General features: G+C 68.6%; 16 protein-coding genes and 1 pseudogene. 10 read left to right on the plus strand and 7 right to left on the minus strand.

Features of this window, described 5'->3' with window-relative positions; all coding sequences use genetic code 11:
• The 4 genes from I6A81_RS17465 to I6A81_RS17480 all read left to right on the plus strand — a co-directional run.
• Positions 1-376: tetratricopeptide repeat protein (locus I6A81_RS17465; RefSeq protein WP_202999823.1), on the plus strand; the 376-nt coding region annotated here is incomplete at its 5' end.
• Between the two features lie 196 nt (positions 377-572).
• Positions 573-1,454 (plus strand): hypothetical protein, encoded by an 882-nt coding sequence (locus I6A81_RS17470; RefSeq protein WP_202999825.1) that lies wholly within the window; start codon positions 573-575, stop codon positions 1,452-1,454.
• 61 nt (positions 1,455-1,515) lie between these two features.
• On the plus strand, positions 1,516-1,782 hold the full coding sequence (locus tag I6A81_RS17475; RefSeq protein ID WP_202999827.1) for a hypothetical protein: 267 nt from the start codon (positions 1,516-1,518) through the stop codon (positions 1,780-1,782).
• A 680-nt stretch (positions 1,783-2,462) separates the two neighbouring features.
• A complete protein-coding gene (locus I6A81_RS17480) occupies positions 2,463-3,917 on the plus strand; it encodes a hypothetical protein (RefSeq protein WP_202999829.1) in 1,455 nt (484 codons plus the stop codon).
• Between the two features lie 250 nt (positions 3,918-4,167).
• Here the strand turns inward: I6A81_RS17480 and I6A81_RS17485 are convergent, their stop codons facing one another.
• Positions 4,168-4,524: a 2Fe-2S iron-sulfur cluster-binding family protein gene (locus I6A81_RS17485; protein WP_202999832.1), complete on the minus strand. Its 357-nt coding sequence runs from the start codon at positions 4,522-4,524 to the stop codon at positions 4,168-4,170.
• A gap of 1,005 nt (positions 4,525-5,529) precedes the next feature.
• Here I6A81_RS17485 and I6A81_RS17490 point away from each other — a divergent pair.
• Positions 5,530-7,236 (plus strand): NAD-dependent malic enzyme, encoded by a 1,707-nt coding sequence (locus I6A81_RS17490; RefSeq protein ID WP_202999834.1) that lies wholly within the window; start codon positions 5,530-5,532, stop codon positions 7,234-7,236.
• 156 nt (positions 7,237-7,392) lie between these two features.
• Here I6A81_RS17490 and I6A81_RS17495 read toward each other — a convergent pair whose 3' ends face one another.
• The 3 genes from I6A81_RS17495 to I6A81_RS17505 form a co-directional block, all read right to left on the minus strand.
• The gene (locus I6A81_RS17495) at positions 7,393-8,448 is read right to left on the minus strand and encodes a phosphotransferase (RefSeq protein WP_202999836.1); all 1,056 of its coding nucleotides are present in this window, start codon (positions 8,446-8,448) and stop codon (positions 7,393-7,395) included.
• A gap of 252 nt (positions 8,449-8,700) precedes the next feature.
• Positions 8,701-9,486, minus strand: a complete 786-nt coding sequence (locus I6A81_RS17500; protein ID WP_202999838.1) for an SDR family NAD(P)-dependent oxidoreductase — start codon at positions 9,484-9,486, stop codon at positions 8,701-8,703.
• On the minus strand, positions 9,483-9,986 hold the full coding sequence (locus I6A81_RS17505; protein WP_202999840.1) for a nuclear transport factor 2 family protein: 504 nt from the start codon (positions 9,984-9,986) through the stop codon (positions 9,483-9,485). Before I6A81_RS17505 ends, I6A81_RS17500 begins: the two co-directional genes overlap by 4 nt.
• A gap of 298 nt (positions 9,987-10,284) precedes the next feature.
• Between I6A81_RS17505 and I6A81_RS17510 the strand changes: the two genes are divergently transcribed.
• Entirely contained in the window at positions 10,285-11,016 is a 732-nt protein-coding gene (locus I6A81_RS17510; RefSeq protein WP_202999842.1) for a hypothetical protein, read from the plus strand.
• A gap of 330 nt (positions 11,017-11,346) precedes the next feature.
• On the plus strand, positions 11,347-12,576 hold the full coding sequence (locus I6A81_RS17515; protein ID WP_238428249.1) for an ABC transporter substrate-binding protein: 1,230 nt from the start codon (positions 11,347-11,349) through the stop codon (positions 12,574-12,576).
• 198 nt (positions 12,577-12,774) lie between these two features.
• On the opposite strand, the gene I6A81_RS17520 is transcribed toward I6A81_RS17515, so the two are convergent.
• A complete protein-coding gene (locus I6A81_RS17520; RefSeq protein ID WP_307874724.1) occupies positions 12,775-13,386 on the minus strand; it encodes a TetR/AcrR family transcriptional regulator in 612 nt (203 codons plus the stop codon).
• Positions 13,387-13,442: 56 nt separating this feature from the next.
• On the opposite strand from I6A81_RS17520, the pseudogene I6A81_RS17525 reads away from it, so the two are divergent.
• Positions 13,443-13,640: pseudogene (locus I6A81_RS17525) on the plus strand (transcriptional regulator); the annotation flags it as partial.
• Positions 13,641-13,801: 161 nt separating this feature from the next.
• On the opposite strand, the gene I6A81_RS17530 reads toward I6A81_RS17525, so the two are convergent.
• Positions 13,802-15,001, minus strand: a complete 1,200-nt coding sequence (locus I6A81_RS17530) for a cytochrome P450 (protein ID WP_202999848.1) — start codon at positions 14,999-15,001, stop codon at positions 13,802-13,804.
• A gap of 48 nt (positions 15,002-15,049) precedes the next feature.
• Positions 15,050-15,388, minus strand: a complete 339-nt coding sequence (locus I6A81_RS17535; protein ID WP_307874725.1) for a nuclear transport factor 2 family protein — start codon at positions 15,386-15,388, stop codon at positions 15,050-15,052.
• Positions 15,389-15,906: 518 nt separating this feature from the next.
• Between I6A81_RS17535 and I6A81_RS17540 the strand changes: the two genes are divergently transcribed.
• Together I6A81_RS17540 and I6A81_RS17545 are read left to right on the plus strand one after the other, a co-directional pair.
• Positions 15,907-16,113, plus strand: a complete 207-nt coding sequence (locus I6A81_RS17540; RefSeq protein WP_202999850.1) for a hypothetical protein — start codon at positions 15,907-15,909, stop codon at positions 16,111-16,113.
• A gap of 14 nt (positions 16,114-16,127) precedes the next feature.
• Positions 16,128-16,994 (plus strand): TIGR03619 family F420-dependent LLM class oxidoreductase, encoded by an 867-nt coding sequence (locus I6A81_RS17545; protein WP_238428231.1) that lies wholly within the window; start codon positions 16,128-16,130, stop codon positions 16,992-16,994.
• Positions 16,995-17,127 lie beyond the last annotated feature (133 nt).

Consider the following 17,127-nt stretch of genomic DNA (forward strand, 5'->3'; position numbering starts at 1 on the left):
GCGGCGGCGGATCCTCGGTGAGGACCACCCGGATACGATCATGGCTGCGGGCAACCTCGCGATCACCCTGCGGGATCTGGGGGATCATGCGGCTGCCCGCGCCCTGAAGGAGGACGTGTTTGCCCGGCGGCGGCGGATCCTCGGTGAGGACCATCCGGCCACGCTCATGGCTGCGGGCAACCTCGCGATCACTCTGCGGGACCTGGGGGACTATGCGGCTGCCCGCGTCCTGGGAGAGGATGTGCTTGCCCGGCGGCGGCGGATCCTCGGCGAGGACCACCCGGATACGATCCGCGCCAGAGCATTACTAGCCGACTTGACGGGACGTGGCCGCAGCTTGCCACTCCGCCTGCTTGCGCGTCTGTTTTCCGGGTAATTGGGCTCTTGTGCGCTGAGGCGAGGAACAGGACGCCGCGTCGTTCCGGTCCGGCACCATCGCTGGTTGCCGCTGGACCCGGGTGCCGGCGTCTTGGCCCTTCGGCCCAATGCCCGTAGCCCCCGGTGGCCTGCTGTTGACCAGGTCGTGGAGCGAGCATCGTTCTGCTGGGCCCATGGATGGCAGAGTCGGTGGCGTGGATCTTTCGAGCGAGGTGACGGGGCCGTTCCGGTGGGACCTGGTGACGCCGGATGAGCTGGGTTCGTTGCTGGACGGGGTCGCGGAGCCGGATCTGTGGTTCCTCGACGCGCTGGTCGAGTGCGCGGGGAAGGTGGTCGCGCGTAGCGGCGGCGGGGATCTGGTGTTCGTCGGCCGGTCGCTGGACTCGATGTTCGACTTTCTCGGCGGGGCGTTCGCAGGCTTGCCAGACCGGCAGCGGCTGGACCGGTTGCCGTTGTCGTTCGCGCGAACCTCCTGGACCGATCGCGGATGGGTGAAGCGTGTGCTGACGGACGGCGACATCGCCCGGGCCCGGGATTTCCTGGCCGCGCTCGGGGTGACACCGGATTCGCTGGCCCGGCGGAGCCGGCCCGTCACCTTCGTGGACGTGGTCTGGGAGGGATCGACGTTCACCGACGTCTTCGAGCTGGTGCGTGACTGGGTCGACGAGGAGCGGGGTTCGTGGGCGGTGGTCCGGCGCAAGCTGCGGTTCGTCGGGGTGACGATGCGGACGAAGACGAGCCCGAACACCTGGCGTTGGCAGCAGCACGCGCCGTGGACGGGGCAGCTGCCGGCCTCGGCGGTGGTGAACGTGTCGTTGAGCCGGGGAGTCTGGTCGTATTTCGGGAACAGTCAGACGAAGCTGACGCGGACGTTCCGCCCGGAGCGGTGGCGGGCCGAGGCCGACGGGCCTGGCCGCGACGAACGCACCCGGGTGGCGCTCGCCGAGGCGGTTGCGCTCGTCGCTCACGGGCGAAGTCGTGCCGGTCGCCACGCCCTCGCCCGGGCGATCGCTGGTGAATCAACGCTGTCCGAACCTTGGCTACGGACCCTTGTCCGCCAGCTCAACCACGGCTGACGATGCGGGGCAGGAGCCGGACGGGCCGGTGCCTCCCAGGGAAAGGGACCCGTTGACAGAAATGGACCTGCGCGCCCAGGCCGACTACGACACCGGCGAAGTCCACGTCAGCCGCCGTCGCCATGACGAGGGCGAGTGCATCGGCGACACCGGCGTCACCCGACGCGGCCGGGCTGATCACGAGGCCGACCTCGGGGAACTCGAACGGGCTGCCGACAGGTTGCTTACCGAGATCGGCTTGAAGCGCACCGGTCCGTGGCGTCGAGGCCGGGACTGGAAGATCGCGACCACGGTCACCGAAGCGGAACCCGTGCCGACCACCAGCTGAGCCGAAGACGACGAAGACGACGAACGCATCTCCCCGCGGGTTGGGCTGGGAGGGGCGTCCGCGAGCCTTGGAGGGAACCTCGTGACCGGTGAGCGGGGCGGCCCCGACGAGCGGCTGGTCATGACCTGTGGGGCGTTTGACCATGATCCCAGAAGTCATGGTGCCGAATACCTTCTCGTCTGGCACCACAGCCCAGGGACCGATCCCAGGACCGGCCAGCCACCAGCGATTTTCCGTCGCCCCACGTGGCCGGCCAACGCCGGACCTCGGAACCAATGGGAGCTGCCGGTCGCGATAGGGCCCGCACTCCCATCAGTTCCCGACGGCCCGATCCGCCGCCGCGAGACGCTGGGCAGCGTGATCAGCGAGTACTGCCGCGCGGTCTGACCGAGCAGCGAAACCGCAGGTCAAGGCCCCGGGTAGAGCTCTGGCACGCCACACGACTTCTCGCACCCCATAGCAGGTAGCTATCATGCGGGCATGGCGATCTTCCCCATGATGGGCGATTCTTTCCGGGTCGCATGACGGCCGAGCAGTGCCGGCTTTCGGCCGCGGCCGATACTCGAGGCCTCACCTACTTCGCGCATGCGCTGGCTCTTGCCGCGCTCCACGGGCCTGGGCCCTGGCCTGACGGCGGCGAGCCGCTTCCTGACGAGCTTCGGGGTAGCGGGCGACAGCTGATGTCGGACGCGGTATCCGACGGTATCCGTACGTTCCACGTCGCCGACGAGACCGCCGACCCCGACGCCGTTCTCCTCGCCCACCAGGTCGAGGCGCTGGCCAGCAAGCCAGCCGATCCCGAGGCCATGCTCGCGGGGCTCGAACGCCTGCACGACGACGCCGCGGCCCGCGATCCGCTCGGGATCGCCGACGAACTGGTCCGTGTACTGGTGGCGGGCGACGTGCCCGCTGACCGGGTCCGCGCGGTCGGGCGGTGGCTCGCCGAGAACGGTTCGAACCGCGGAGCGGTGGCGCTCGGGCTCGTTCTGCTGGGCCATGCTGGGGACGAGCGTGACCGTGACCTGATCGTCCTGCTGGGCGCCCTCGACACGCTGACCCTGTATGCCGCGGTAGCACTGGCACGCAGCCAGCCAGACCGCGAACAGGCGCTGTTCCTGCTGGCCCAGCGCGTCGACGGCTGGGGCCGAATCCACGTGGTCCACCGGCTCGCCGACACGACCGATCCCCAGATCAAGGACTGGCTGCTGCGCGGCGGCTACCGCAACACGGTTCTCGACGACTATCTCGCCCTGCTCGCGGCGACCACCGGTGACCTGCGCGGCGCGCTGAGCACCGAGCCCGTCGACGAGCCGCTACTCGACAGCGCTGGCGGCATCCTGGCAACCCTGGCCGACCTCGAGGGGCCTGCCGGGAACATGACGGACTATCCGGACGCTCCGGAGGTGATCGACCGGTATCTCACCCTGGTTTCCACCCGGCCGCCGACGGTCGCCCGGGTGACCGTGGCCCTGCGCCTCGCCGAGCTCCTCGCCTCCGGCATCGCCGCGTGGACGGACCTGCTCACATGGACCTGGACCGACGCCGACCGCGACCGGCTCTGGCGCCGCTGCCGCTACCTCGCCGAGCAGCCGGACTGGAAAGGGACCGTCGAGCGGGCACTGGACGACGCCGACCTCGGCCGGTTCTCCGCCGCGCTCTGGCCCGCGATCGAACTCGGCATCCCCGTCCGCCGGCGAATCCACACCCGGCTGCGGACCGCGCCGAACGACGGCTATCTGTGGATGATGCTGCTCGACTACGACAGCGCCGATCCCACCCTCGGCATCGACCACGACCTGGCCCTCGCGGCCGAACTGCTGCCACTCGACGATCTCGTGGGGACGCCGACGCTCGAGCTCGGCTTCGGCCTGGGAGAGCCACTCCACACCCTCGACATTGTCGTCAGCCGGCTCGACGAACACCCCGGCAAAGGCTGGCCGCTCATCCGCGTCGCCCTCGCCGCCCCGACCATCCGCTGCCGCAACATGGCCCTGAAAGCACTGGAAACCTGGCCTCCCGACCTCGTGACCAGCACGATCGTCGAAGCCGTCACCGCCGCCCGCCACCGCGAACCCGACGACAAGGTACAGGCCCACATGGTGCGCCTGCTCACCTCCTGGACGGCCTCGACCTGATCACGGCGATGAGCTGATCAACCCGGCGTTTCTACTGAACAGAGCTGTGGGAGCGCAACGAGACGGATGTCCGTTTTGACCAGCGAAAGCGAATGGTCAAGGCCCTGATAGCGCCGGTGGCCGACGCTATGGTTCCGGAACGCCGATTCGGCCGATGACCGATGCCCTGGACCAGCGGGCCCTCGTTCTCTGGCGTGCCGGAACTCGATCCGGCGCCTCGCCCCGCGGTTTCGCTTTGCCCGCGACGACTTTAATAGTCAGGAGGACGTGATTCCGGCGGGGGCGCGTCTCGTAGCGCGGCGATCAGCCAGGGGATGTCTGACGGTGGGAACCGGACCGCGATGAAGCGGGAGATCGTGGCGGTCTCGCGTTCCCAGTGGGTGGGCTGGTCGGGCACCAGTGCGTCGAATCGGGCGAGAGCCTCCTCGGTGAAGGCGACATAGGCGAGTGGATCACCGAGGTCGGGCGGGAGACCTCCCTGGCAGGAGTACCGGGTGTCAACGCCAGCAGCCCACAGCGCAGCGATCAGCTCGGCAATGCCCTCGTCGACCTGAATCGGCCGGCCAGCGTGCCACAGGGTGACCTGCGGATGGTCGGTGTCGGTCACACCCGTCTCCTTGCTTGGGGGTGCTAGAACTGGGCCACTGGCCTGACCTGGTGTTTTATGCGGCTGGCTCGTAGTCGTTGATCAGGCCGTCGGGGATCGGTCCGCGTTTGCTCCGTTCTGTCGCGGTGTCGGCCGACTTGCTGACCGCTGGCCGGATCCTCGAGGCCGAGCTGCCCCGGCGAATCGAGAGTCTCTGGACTCGCGGGGCAGCCCAGAAGGCCGCGGCGAGGCTGTCGCAGAGGTCGACGGTGGGGCGCGCTCCGACGATCGGGAGGCAGCGGACCTGATCGGGCGGCCAATAGTCCGCACGAATGCACCGCTGTCCGCTGTCCGCTGGCTTGGCTGGCACTGTGCCCGAACACCCCTCGCCCCAACCGGGCACCCGGCTCGTAGCCCGGCAGCGCCGCCATGATCCGTTCCCTTTCCTCGATCATGAGGCGGTCGTGGTCCCGTGCCGACGACGGCCAGCATGCGCCATCCCGAATCCCCCCAAACGGGCCGCCACGCGATGCGCATGATCGTAGTACTAGCCCTGTCTTCCGCGCACGCTCCCGTGACCTTGCGACGATTCACCGCATGCTCAAGTCGGCCAACACGCTGACCTGCGGCGATGCCCACATACGCGGAAACGGACCTGGCGGCGCGCGACACGGCGAGAACCGCCCCGCCGATCGTTTACCCGGGGCAGGGGCATACAGCGGACATCGCACAACACCGTCGTCGCCCGGCCGAACCACGAGATAGCCGCAGGCCACCCGCGGGCGCAGGCTGACCGCCGCGCACGCACAATAATCCGAAGCCTCTGATTCTCACTGAGAAGTGGAAATGTGCGCATTCCGCCGCTTCGGCGGCGCAGGTGTGGGCGGGTGCGGCGGAGGTAAGACTTCTCGTGCGCCCAGGGGCGGTGCGCCGGTCCGCGGCGCCAGGGACGGTGCGCGAGGCTGCTCGACCTGGCTTGATTGGCTTTGCGCGGGAATGGGGCGCTCTGCCAGGGAGGATGATCTCATGGTTGTGGCGGGGGCGCGGCGAGGGTTCTGGTCCGGCGATGGAGGTCTTGTCACCACCGCCCGCGGGGCGGAGGTGCTCGACACGCCGCTACTGAACAAGGGGATGGCGTTCAGTCCTGGAGAGCGCAGAGCGCTCGGGTTGGAAGGGTTGCTGCCATCAGCCGTGCTGAGCCTGGACGAGCAGCTGGCCCGCGCGTACGAGCAGTACCACGAGCAGCCAACGGACCTGCTCAAGAACGTTTTCCTCGCCATGTTGCAGGACAACGACGAGGTGCTGTTCTACCGGCTGCTCGGTGAGCATCTGCGGGAGATGCTGCCGGTCGTGTACGACCCGACAGTGGGGGAGGCGATCCGCCGGTACAGCCACGAATATCGGCGTCCGCGCGGCGTCTACCTGTCGATCGACCGGCCGGATCGGGTGGCGGCCTCGCTCGCCGACCTGGGGCTTGGCGCCGCTGACGTGGATCTGATCGTCGCGTCCGACGCCGAGGAGATTCTCGGGATCGGCGACTGGGGTGTCGGCGGCATCGATATCGCCGTGGGCAAGCTCGCCGTCTACACGGCCGCCGCCGGCATCGACCCGGGCCGGGCGATACCCGTGGGACTGGACGTGGGCACCGACAACGAAGACCTGCTGTCCGACCCGGCCTATGTCGGTAACCGGCATCGACGGGTCCGCGGGCCACGCTACGACGAGTTCATCGAGGCATACGTCAACGCCGCCAGCACACTCTTCCCGAACGCGATGTTGCACTGGGAGGACTTCGGCCCGAGCAACGGCCGGCGGATCCTGGAGAAGTACCGGAACCGGGTGTGCACGTTCAACGACGACATGCAGGGCACCGGCGCCATCACGCTCGGCGCGGTCCTGGGCGGGCTACGCGTTGCCGGGACCCGGCCGCGAGACCAGCGGATCGTCGTCTTCGGCGCCGGCACCGCCGGAGTGGGGATCGCCGACCAGCTCCGCGACGCGATCGTCCGGGACGGCGCGGAGCGGGACGCCGCCACCCGCCAGGTCTGGTGCATCGACCAGCAAGGGCTGCTCACGGACGACATGACCGATCTGCGCGACTTCCAGGTCCCCTATGCCCGGCCAGCGCGCGAGGTCACCGGCTGGCGACGGGAGGGCCGGATCGGCCTGGCCGAGGTCGTCGCCCAGGTCCACCCGACCATTCTGATCGGCACCTCCACCGTCCACGGCGCCTTCACCGAGGAGATCGTCAGGGAGATGGCAAGGCACGTCGACCGGCCGATCATCCTCCCGCTGTCCAACCCGACCGAACGCATCGAGGCAATGCCGAGCCAGCTGATCCCGTGGACAGCCGGCCGGGGACTGATCTGCACCGGGATACCGGTTCCGGCGGTGACCTACGACGGCGTCACGTACAGCATCGGCCAGGCCAACAACGCCCTGCTCTACCCCGGGCTCGGTCTCGGCGCCACGGTCGCCCGCGCGAAGACGATCAGCGACGGGATGCTCGCCGCGGCCGCCGACGCCGTCGCCAGCCTGGCGGACGTGCGCGCACCGGGCGCCTCCCTGCTGCCCGAGGTGGACACCCTGCGCTCGGTGTCCGCCACGGTCGCGGTCGCGGTCGCGGACCGCGCCGCCGCAGAGGGCCTCGCCCGGGCCACCCTGACGGACACGGCACGCCAGGTCCAGGACGCGATGTGGCAGCCCGAGTACCGCCCGATCAGCGCCGCGTGACGACCTGACCCACAATCCCGGCCGTGAGGATCGCGTGGGCTTGGGCGCGAAGGGCGTCGGCCCAGGTGGTGGCGGCCCGTCACACCACGGTCGTACTACCTCGATGGCGGGCATGATCTGTTGCCTCCGGTCCACGGCGATCTTCGACCACGGCGTTCAGAGCGCCGCTCGCAGTGCTTCTACGGTCTCCAAGTCCGCGCAGGCCTGTGTCGCCCGCGCCGTCCCAAGCATCCCGACCTCGATGGGCTGCCACTTGCTACCCATCGCCACCGCGGTGGTTGCCGCGACCCAGGAGTAGATCACCGATCGTCGATAGCGGTCCCACAAGACGTCGAAGGCAGGAGCGGTTGCCCCGGATTCGACGAGGACGCGGTGGTAGTTGCGCAGCCACGCCTCTTCGTTGTCCTGACGCTGCTCGGGAGTGCACGAGTTGCCGAGGTAGATGGCGACGTCACGGACGCCGGGGGACTGGCTGCTCACTGCCCAGTCGTACAGGCCTACCCTCTGACCGTCGACGAAGCGGTTGCCGAGATGGGTATCGCCGTGGATCAGCGTTCGCTCGCCGTCATCGAGTATCGCGGAGATGCGCTCGTGGTTGTCGATGAAGACCTCGCACAGCGCGTCGAATACCGGTGGGAAATCGTCCGAGTACTGTTCGCGCGCGCTCGCCACGAGCTGGGCACCGAACGGCCCGCGCATCGCCGTCGGCACCCAGGAGAGCTCGTCGTCGAAGCGGGGGTCCTCCCAGAAGTGGGCGTGGAGCCGGGCCAAAGATTCGATGAGCTGGCCAGCGAGTTCGTCGGGATGTGGTTCGAGCCGGGTACGGAAGGTGCATCCGCTGGCCGCGAGATCTTCCAGCACCATCACGTACTGGCTGGAGTCGTCCCCGACGGCGGCATAGTAGGCATGAGGGATGCGCAGTGGTGCCTCGCGGCCGAGACTTGCGTAAAAGCGCGCCTCGCGGCGGCCCATCTCGGTGGCGGCGACGAGCCTGCGTTGGGCTTCGTCGAACGGTGCCAGCTTGACGAAGACCGAGGCCGGGCCGTCCGAGCCCGCCTCGTAGGTCAGGCCTAGTCGCAACCGGCCTGTGGTGCCGGAGTCCTCTCGAAGCACCTCGAGGCGGGAGACGCGGCTGTCGGGCAGCGACGACGACAGGGCCCCGGTCAACCACTCGGCCGTGATCTCGTCGGGGCGGCTAGGAATCTCGATCATGGTTCCTCCAGCTCTCCGACGCGGGCCATGGCGCGCAGCTTGAAATTTCTGGGCCTTCCCGGAGGGAGTGCGCGCAAGGGCGTTCAGCTCGTCGAGGTGTTCGGGCTACTTCTGCCTGGCGAGCCCGCGAGCAGCAAGACGCCCCCCTGGACGTGGGCGAGGGCCGGGGCGGTCTGCGCCCAGCGGGCGCGCACGCCGGGAAGCAGCGCGACGACGGTGTCGTCACAGACAGCCCCCTCGCTGGCGCCGCGGTCATCCGAGCATCACGCCGCCGGCGTCCACGATGATCGACTGGCCGGTGATGGTGCGGCTCTCGTCGCTGGCGAGGAACAGCGCGGCGTTGGCGAGGTCGTCGGTCGTGGAGATGTCACGCAGCGCGGTCCCGGACAGCAGTGACGCGCGGTGCTTCTCATAGCCGATGCCCTGTTCGGAGGCGGTGCGCCGGACCCAGTTCTGCCAGAGGTCGGTGTCGATGCTGCCGGGGACGAGGCAGTTACAGCGGATTCCGAACTGACCGACTTCGTTGGCGACTGACTGAGTGAAGGCTCGCAGCGCCGCCTTCGCGGTCACGTAGTGGGTCTTGCGGGGCATCCCCCGGAAGCTGGCTGTCGAGGAGAAGTTCAGGATGACGCCAGTTCGACGTTCCAGCATCGACTGGTTGAGGACCTCGCGGGTGCACAGCATCGCCGCGGTGACGTCGATGCCGATAGTGCGGTCCCAGTTGTCCAGGGTCTGTTCCCAGATCCAGGTGTCCTTGCCGGGGGCGGCGGCGTTGTTGCACATGATGTCGACCTGCCCGAACTCGCCCACGGCGCGGGCCACCATCGCGGCCACCTGGTCCTCGTCGGTCACGTCCGCGCGCATCGCGACCGCGTTCGGGCCGCAGGCCGCCGCGGCCTCGCGCACCAGGTCCTCTCGGCGGGCGGCGAGCAGGACCTTCGCTCCCTGCTGGGCGAAGAGTTTCGCCATGACCGGTCCAAGGCCGGTGCTGGCACCGGTGATGATCGCGACTTTGCCGGCCAGGCGTCCCGCGGTCATCGGCTGACCGCCGTGGACAGTTCCTGCATGGTGGCGCGCAGCAGGCTCCGGCCGGCTCCGGTGTCGTCCAGCAGCCGATTTGTCCGGCGCCGTACCGCCCAGGCGCCGTCGTCGAGAATCAGCTCCCAGCGGGCGGCGCTGACCCGCCACAGGTAGTACCGCCCGTCCGCGCGATCGCGGCGCATGATCAGTGAGTAGGTGATGGCGGTGGCCGTGTCGCCGTCGATGTTGATCAGTGGTGGTCCCGCGATGTGGGCGGCGCCGGTCTGGATGAGGTTCTGGTGTCCGTCGGTGCGCAGCATGGCGGCGCGGCTGTCGTGTGGTGTGCCGTTTGCGTCCCAGTCGTAGACGCCGTCGTGCGTCCAGGTTGATGCGGCGAGGTCGGCCAGGCCCGCGTCGGCCGCTGGGCCGTAGGACAGGATCAGCCGTCTGATCGCTGCCTCGTCCTCGACTCGGCGTAGCCGCGCCTCCCACCCGGCCAGCTCTCCGACAGCACCCATGAGCACCTCCTGATCCCGCGCGGCGTCAGCTGCCACGCGTGCCGGCGTCTCCGTTCTCGCGGACCGCGGGCCGGCCCTCACGCGCCGCGCGACGGAGCGCCCACGACCACGTGACGAGCCTCAATATCGAGGTCGATATCAAGGCAGAGTCGCGGTCGTGGCCGTGAGCCACCCTCCCGACCCGCGAGCGGAGCGTACCCGAGGATCGGACGTTCTTGCGAGAACGTCCGATCCTCCCTCATGATGCCCAGGCGCGGCGCGGGCCGCTCGAGCGACGCCGACGGGTCGGAGGACCTTGATGATCAGAGTGAAGGCAGCGTTCTTCAGCGCGACAGGACCTGCGCCCGTCGGGGACGACGGCGGCTACCTGCGCTGGCACCTGCTCGACCACATGCCCGAGCAGTACCAGCTCCCAGGACTCGTCCACGCCACACGATGGATCGCCGACGGCGACTGCCAGCAGGCGCGCATCGCCGGCGACGGTCCCCTCGCCGACATCGGCAACGTCGTCAACTACCTCGTCGGGGACCCCGTCCAAAAGACCCACGACGACTTCATGGAACTCGGCCTGCGCCTCGCCGAGGCAGGACGCTTCCCCGAACGCCGCCCCTCGCTCCAACTGCGGCTGCTCGCCCTGCACCACTGGCATGCAGCCCCGCGCGCGCTGATCTCTGCCGAGGTCGTGCCCTTCCGGCCGCACCGAGGCGTGTTCCTGATCATCGAGGAGCCCGCCTCGGACGACGTCTCCAGTTGGCTTCAGTGGCTGCACGCCCAGCACTACCCGGCACTCCTCCAGACGCCGGGGGTAGCCGGCGCCTGGCAATACGGCTCGACCGACTTCTGGCGGCTACACCCCGCCTGCCAGGGGCCGCCGCAGCACATCACCGTCGTCTACCTCGACGATGACCCACTCACGACCGCCAAGCGACTCGCTCCGAGCATCGAGCAGCGGTGGGCCTCGCGGGACGTACGGCCGCTGTTCGCGGGTCCGCTGCGATCCATGATCCAGTGGGAGGCGTGGCCGAGCTGACCGGCCAGATGCCGATCGGCGAGCACGAACACGGCCGGCATCCGCGGACGACGACCCTCGAGGTCGCCGCGGCTCCGGCGGCAGCAGACGGGGACCGCGGACCAGTCCTGCTCCGCTCGTCCGTCCTTCGACAGACCAGACGGTCGAAGGAAACGGTCCCGACGGGGCGCTGCTCGCGGCCACGAACCACGTCGACGATCCCCGCCTGACGCGGCGTCGATGGCCGACGTCTGAACGGAAATCACTACGAAGTTGGAGACACCAATGGAAGACAAGGCAGTTCGCCAGCGCCGCGCCGCGGCCAGACGCTACCCGCTACGTTCGGTGAGCATGCTGTTAGCGGCGCCGATAGCCCTTCTCCTGTTCGCCGCCGCGTGTGGCACGGACGACGACGGGGCCACCCCCGCGCTGGACCCGTCCGCGGCGGCCACCGAGCTTGGGCCGATCGACCGGGCGGTCGGCGCTCCCGTCAAGATCGGGATTGTCTCGGACGGCAAGGCCGCGGCCATCGACAATTCGATCCAGTTCGACGTCGCCGATGCCACCGCCAGGTACCTCAACGAGCACCAGGGCGGCATCGGCGGTCGTCCCGTCGAACTGGTGACGTGCGAGACCCAGGGAGACCCGGCCCGGGGCACCGACTGCGGCAACCAGATGATCGAGAAGGGCGTCGTCGCGGTCGCGGTCGGCGAGTCGGCGGTGGGCGACGCGGTCTGGCAGCCGTTGGCCGACGCGGACATACCCGTGATGTTCTACGGCCTGACCAGCCCGGCGGCCCTGACCGACCCGACGACCTTCGTGGTCAGCGATCCCACCTTCGGGATTCAGCAGCTGCCTATTGCCATCGCGAAGGAGAACGACCTCGGGAAGGTCACCACGGTGGCCATCGACGTGCCGGCCCTGCGCCACACCCTCGACGAGGTCGCGCCGGGGCTGATGCGGGCGGCGGGCCTCGACTACCAGGTCCTCTGGATCCCGCCAGGTACCGCCGACATGACGGCGCAGTTGGCGAGCGTGGCGGGCGGCGAGCCCGGAGTCGTGTTCGTCATTGGCAACGACGCGTTCTGCATCAGCGCGTTCAACGGCCTGCGGGCGGTCGGCCACGAAGGCGAGATCAGCGCCATCTCGCAGTGCATCACCGACGCGACTCGCACGGCCGTGCCGGCCAACGTCCTGGAAGGAATGCACGTCGCCGCTTCGGCCCCGGTCGGCGGGGACGACCCCTCCAACGTCTTCTACAACGCGGTCCTCAAGACCTACGGGAACGGGATCGCCCCGACCTCGGCCATCGGCCGGGGCATGTTCGTCACGTTCGCCGGCCTTGCGGCGGCACTCGACGGCATCACCGGTGACATCACACCGACGACGGCCACCGCCGTGATCAAGGCGATGCCGGAGAAGGAGCTGCCAGGCGCTGGCGGGCTCACATTTCGCTGCAACGGCAAGGCGTACCCGGAAACACCCGCGGTGTGCGTGCGGGGCGGGCTTGCGGCGATCCTCGACAGCTCTGGCCAACCAGCGGATTTCCAGGTCCTCGGAAGCTCCCCGATCCCGGGCTGACGGTCCGGAGTCCTCAACGGGCACGACACCTGTATTGCTGACCTGAAGGCGAAGTTCCCCGCCCTTCGGTCCCCTCCCAGCCATGCTGCCGCTCGGGCACGTCTGTTCGTTTTCTGGAAACTGATCCATGCGTCAGCGGTATCAGTGGAGCAGTTGGCCGGCCAGGCGTCCACGACTGGCACGAAGGACTGGCGCGTTTCACCCGCCCGTGGCGCGCGGAAGGAGACCGGGTAGGATGTAACATTCGACGAATTCCCGCTTTTCCTGTTCCGAGCGCTCCGTCCACGGCGGTCCCAGCAGCAGCAGTCCCACGGTGTTCATCCACCGGCTTATCTCACGAAGGTCAAGATCCTCGCGGAGCTGGCCCTCGGCCCGCCACTGCGCCAGCAGCGGGCCGAGGTGCCGGTGAAAAGCGTCCACGACGGCCTCGGACCGCAACTCCAGCGAAGTGACCAACCCCCGGCTGTCCTTCGCGAACAGCGCCTCATTGAGCGGATCACCAGTAACGAAACCAACCGAGTAGACGATCAGGTCGACCACGGACCGAGCCGCGTCGTCGGGGTGCTCGAGCATCCCGAGAAGCCGCCGCATCCCGATGTCGATTCGGCTCAGGACCACCCCGAGGATCAGCTCGTCGCGAGACCTGAAATACCGATAGACCGTCGACCGCACTACCGCGGCTTCCTGGGCGACATCCTCGACCGTCAGCCGCGTCGTCCCCCGAGTAACCAGACACCGACTCGCCGCGGCCACCAGGCGCCGCCTCGCCTCGTCGTCGTCCACGAGCGCCGTCTCGCTGCCCCAGCGCACCCGGCCCTCCGGACCCACACCAGGCGACCTCGCGTTATCGGGCGACACGGCTCCCGATCCTACGGGCCCACGCCCGACGTGTGCGCCGGTGGCGCGACCGGGTGGCGCCCGAGACCGCCGGAGTGCCGGCCGGAGTGCCGGTTGGCCGGCGCCGCCGGGCGACCGAGCTACGCGGCGAGGAACTCGCCGCGCTCGCCGGGATCTCGGCCGACTACCTGACCCGGCTCGAGCAGGGGCGCGCGCCGGCGTGCTCCCCGCCGTAGCGCGATCCGTTGCCCACGGCGCCACCGGAATGTTCGCCGCGGCAGTAAGACGCCGTTCGCGCTGGCACGTCGCGGCACGCTTCCCCGCGATGGTGGGGTTCCCGGGCTGGCGGGTCCAGGGCCAGCCACAGGGGTGGACCCGAAGGTGATTGTCAGCTCACACGCGTTGGCAACCGTTCCCAGCCGCGGGTGGTCGACGTGTGGGCCATCTTGGCGTTCGCCCAGTCGATCTCCCAGTCGGTCCACCGCTTGAGGACCTCGTCGAGGGCCACGCGTCCCTCCAGCCGGGCGAGCGCGGCCCCGAGGCAGAAGTGAATCCCGTACCCGAAGGTCAGGTGACGGTCGATCTTCCTGCGGATGTCGAAGGTTTCCCCGCTGGCAAAGTGCCGATCGTCGCGATTGGCTGACGCGTTGAGCAGGGTCATGACGCTGCCCTCTGGGACCATCTGTCCGTAGAGCTCGACGTCCCGCGCTACATAGCGTGCCTGGATCGGGGAGGGCGCCTCGTACCGCAGGATCTCCTCGATGGCGTTCGGGATCAGCGACCGGTCGGCCGCCAGTTGGCGGCGCTGGTCCGGGTGCTCGGCGAGCAGCTTGCCTGTCCATCCGATGAGGCGCGTCGTCGTCTCGTTTCCGGCGCCCGCGAGCAGCATCACATAGGTGAGGATCTCCTCGTGGGTGAGCCGGCGGACTGTCCCGGTCTCGTCCTGGAACTCGGCGGTGAGCAGCTCGGTCATGAGATCGTCGGACGGGTGTTTGGTCCGCCAGTCGATGTAGTCGGCGAAGATCGAGCCATCCAGGAGTCCATCCTCGTAGATGTCCCGGTCTTTCGAGTCCTCGAGTTTCATACTTTCGTCGAGCCGGTCCCTGATCGCTTCCTGGTCACTTTCGGGGATACCGAGAAGGAATCCGATCGTGCGCATAGGCATCTGCGCGCCGAGATGGCGGACGAAGTCGAACTCGCCGCCCTCGACGAGCGGGTCCAGACACCTAGTCGTGAACTCGCGGACCTTGGGCTCCAATGCCATCATCTTCTTTGGCGTGAACACCCGCGCGAGTAGGGATCGGTGGATGTCGTGGCGGGGCGGGTCCTCGAAGAGGATGACGCCGGGCGGGATCTCGATGTTTGCCTTTATGATCTCGAGGACAGATCCTTTCCCGGAGCGGTAGGTCTGCCAGTCGGTCAGGGCGGGGGAAACGTCCTCGTAGCGGCTCAGCGCAAAGAAGTCGTACCGCTCGTTGTAGTAGAGCGGCTTCTCGTCACGCATTCGCCGCCAGACCGGATAGGGGTCGTTGTCAATCTCGAAGTCGAACGGGTCGTAATAGACATCGCTGTCGCCCGTCAGGGTCACTGGATCTGCCTCTCGTTTATGCCTTCGGCCGAGTGACGGCTTCAGTCTCTAATCGCGGCGCATGATCAGTGAGTAGGTGATGGCGGTGGCCGTGTCGCCGTCGATGTTGATCAGTGGTGGTCCCGCGATGTGGGCGGCGCCGGTCTGGATGAGGTTCTGGTGTCCGTCGGTGCGCAGCATGGCGGCGCGGCTGTCGTGTGGTGTGCCGTTTGCGTCCCAGTCGTAGACGCCGTCGTGCGTCCAGGTTGATGCGGCGAGGTCGGCCAGGCCCGCGTCGGCCGCTGGGCCGTAGGACAGGATCAGCCGTCTGATCGCTGCCTCGTCCTCGACTCGGCGTAGCCGCGCCTCCCACCCGGCCAGCTCCGCGTTGGTTCCCAGCGGCAGCACCTCCTCCTACGGCGGCGCCTGGCCACCATCCAGATCCGAGCCATTGCCCGGCAGCAGCCCGAGGACTGCTTCGGATCACCAGCGAGTCCGTCGCGACACCAAGCCGCGGGCCCAGGCGAACAGGACGTCACTCTTGATGTTCATCGCGACGGCGGCGCGCCTGGTCCCGCGGGCCGCAGCGTACCCGAGGATCGGACGTTCTTGCCGAAACGTCCGATCCTCGGCCATGATGCGCTGGTACGAGCGCGTGAGCGCACCAAGGAGGCCAGGTATTGATGATCAGAGTGACGTCGGCGCTCTTCGGCGCGGCCGGGCCGGCGCCCGCGAGCGACGACGGCGGCTACCTGCGCTTACCTGCGCTGGCACCTGCCCGATCACCTGCCCAGGCGACACCAGCTACCCGAGCTCGTTCACGCGACGGCCGCGGTCCGCGCCCTGGCTCAGTCGGTCGCCGACGAGGCCGGCGAGATCGGGACTTGGCGCGACTGTCCTGTGCCCGGCAGCACCGGTACCGATCTGTGGCAGAACTGGCGCGACGCACGGCATCCGAGCAGGACGTCGACCAGGACGCGCACCGCGCGGGGCCGCTGTCCGGAACCGCGCCGCGCGACATCGATACGACCGACGACGTCGCCAGCGCCGCGCCCTTCCTCGTCACTGGAGCAAGCCGGACCACCACCGGGCAGTCGATCATCGTCGATGCCGGCGGCGTGATGCCCAGATGAAGGAGGTGCCAATCATGCGGCTGGCGGTTCCCACCCCGGTCGTCACGCTGCTTCCCAGTGTCCATGCCCCTTGGGAAGAGACCGCCACGATCGAGGACGTAGCCCGGATAGCCCAGGCGGCCGACCGGCTGGGCTACCACCACCTCACCTGCAGCGAGCATGTCGGAGTCCCCGCCCGCGAGGCGGCGCGCCGCGGCGCCCGCTACTTTGACCCGCTGGCGACCTTCGGCTTCCTCGCGTCCCGCACGGAGCGGATTCGGCTGGCCACCAACGTGCTGGTCCTCGGCTACCACCACCCACTGGAGATCGCCAAACGCTACGGCACCCTCGATGTGATCAGCGGTGGACGGGTAATCCTCGGTCTCGGTGTAGGTACCCTGCGCGAGGAGTTCGACTTGCTCGGCGCGCCTTTCGACGATCGTGGACTCCGCGCGGACGACGCGCTACGGGCGCTGCGGGCATCGCTCTCGCGGTCCACCCCCTCCTACAAGGGCGACCATTACAGCTTCGGCGATCTCGTGGTGGATCCCTGCGCGATGCAGGACCGGCTGCCCCTTTGGGTCGGCGGGCGGACCGTGCGATCGCTGCGACGCGCGCTCAGCCTCGCGGACGGGTGGTGCCCCTTCGGTGTCACCCCCGCTCAGGCAAACGAATGGATCAAACAGGAGGAGGTCCCACCAGGTTTCGAGATCGTGCTCGGCCCGGAACTCCCGTTGAACCCGATCCAGGAACCGGACGCGGCCGGCGAAGGACTAGCCGCTCTCGCGGCCGCGGGAGCGACCATCGCTTCCGCGAGGCTCGTCCACCGCTCTCGGGACCATTACATAGAGCAGCTGGAAGCACTCGCCGCCGTCAACAACCAACTCCATTCCCCTTCATAGAAGGAACGGGTCATCGGGATCGGGCCGCACGGCGGGCCGGCAGGTGCTGGGCGCGGCACGGGGAGCCGGGAAAGGCCGTGCGCGGGCGCTGGTCGCCGAGGAGGCGTACGTCCTGCCCACGATATTGGTCTTA

The organism is Frankia nepalensis (assembly GCF_016786325.1).
Classification (GTDB): domain Bacteria; phylum Actinomycetota; class Actinomycetes; order Frankiales; family Frankiaceae; genus Pseudofrankia; species Pseudofrankia nepalensis.

Bases quoted from the DNA above. Each gene is read 5' to 3' on its own strand.
- I6A81_RS17510 (WP_202999842.1), top strand. From the start codon at position 10,285: ATGATCAGAGTGAAGGCAGCGTTCTTCAGCGCGACAGGACCTGCGCCC.
- I6A81_RS17480 (WP_202999829.1), top strand. From the start codon at position 2,463: ATGTCGGACGCGGTATCCGACGGTATCCGTACGTTCCACGTCGCCGAC.
- I6A81_RS17495 (WP_202999836.1), bottom strand. From the start codon at position 8,448: ATGATCGAGATTCCTAGCCGCCCCGACGAGATCACGGCCGAGTGGTTG.
- I6A81_RS17545 (WP_238428231.1), top strand. From the start codon at position 16,128: ATGCGGCTGGCGGTTCCCACCCCGGTCGTCACGCTGCTTCCCAGTGTC.
- I6A81_RS17500 (WP_202999838.1), bottom strand. From the start codon at position 9,486: ATGACCGCGGGACGCCTGGCCGGCAAAGTCGCGATCATCACCGGTGCC.
- I6A81_RS17515 (WP_238428249.1), top strand. From the start codon at position 11,347: ATGCTGTTAGCGGCGCCGATAGCCCTTCTCCTGTTCGCCGCCGCGTGT.
- I6A81_RS17475 (WP_202999827.1), top strand. From the start codon at position 1,516: ATGGACCTGCGCGCCCAGGCCGACTACGACACCGGCGAAGTCCACGTC.
- I6A81_RS17490 (WP_202999834.1), top strand. From the start codon at position 5,530: ATGGTTGTGGCGGGGGCGCGGCGAGGGTTCTGGTCCGGCGATGGAGGT.
- I6A81_RS17505 (WP_202999840.1), bottom strand. From the start codon at position 9,986: ATGGGTGCTGTCGGAGAGCTGGCCGGGTGGGAGGCGCGGCTACGCCGA.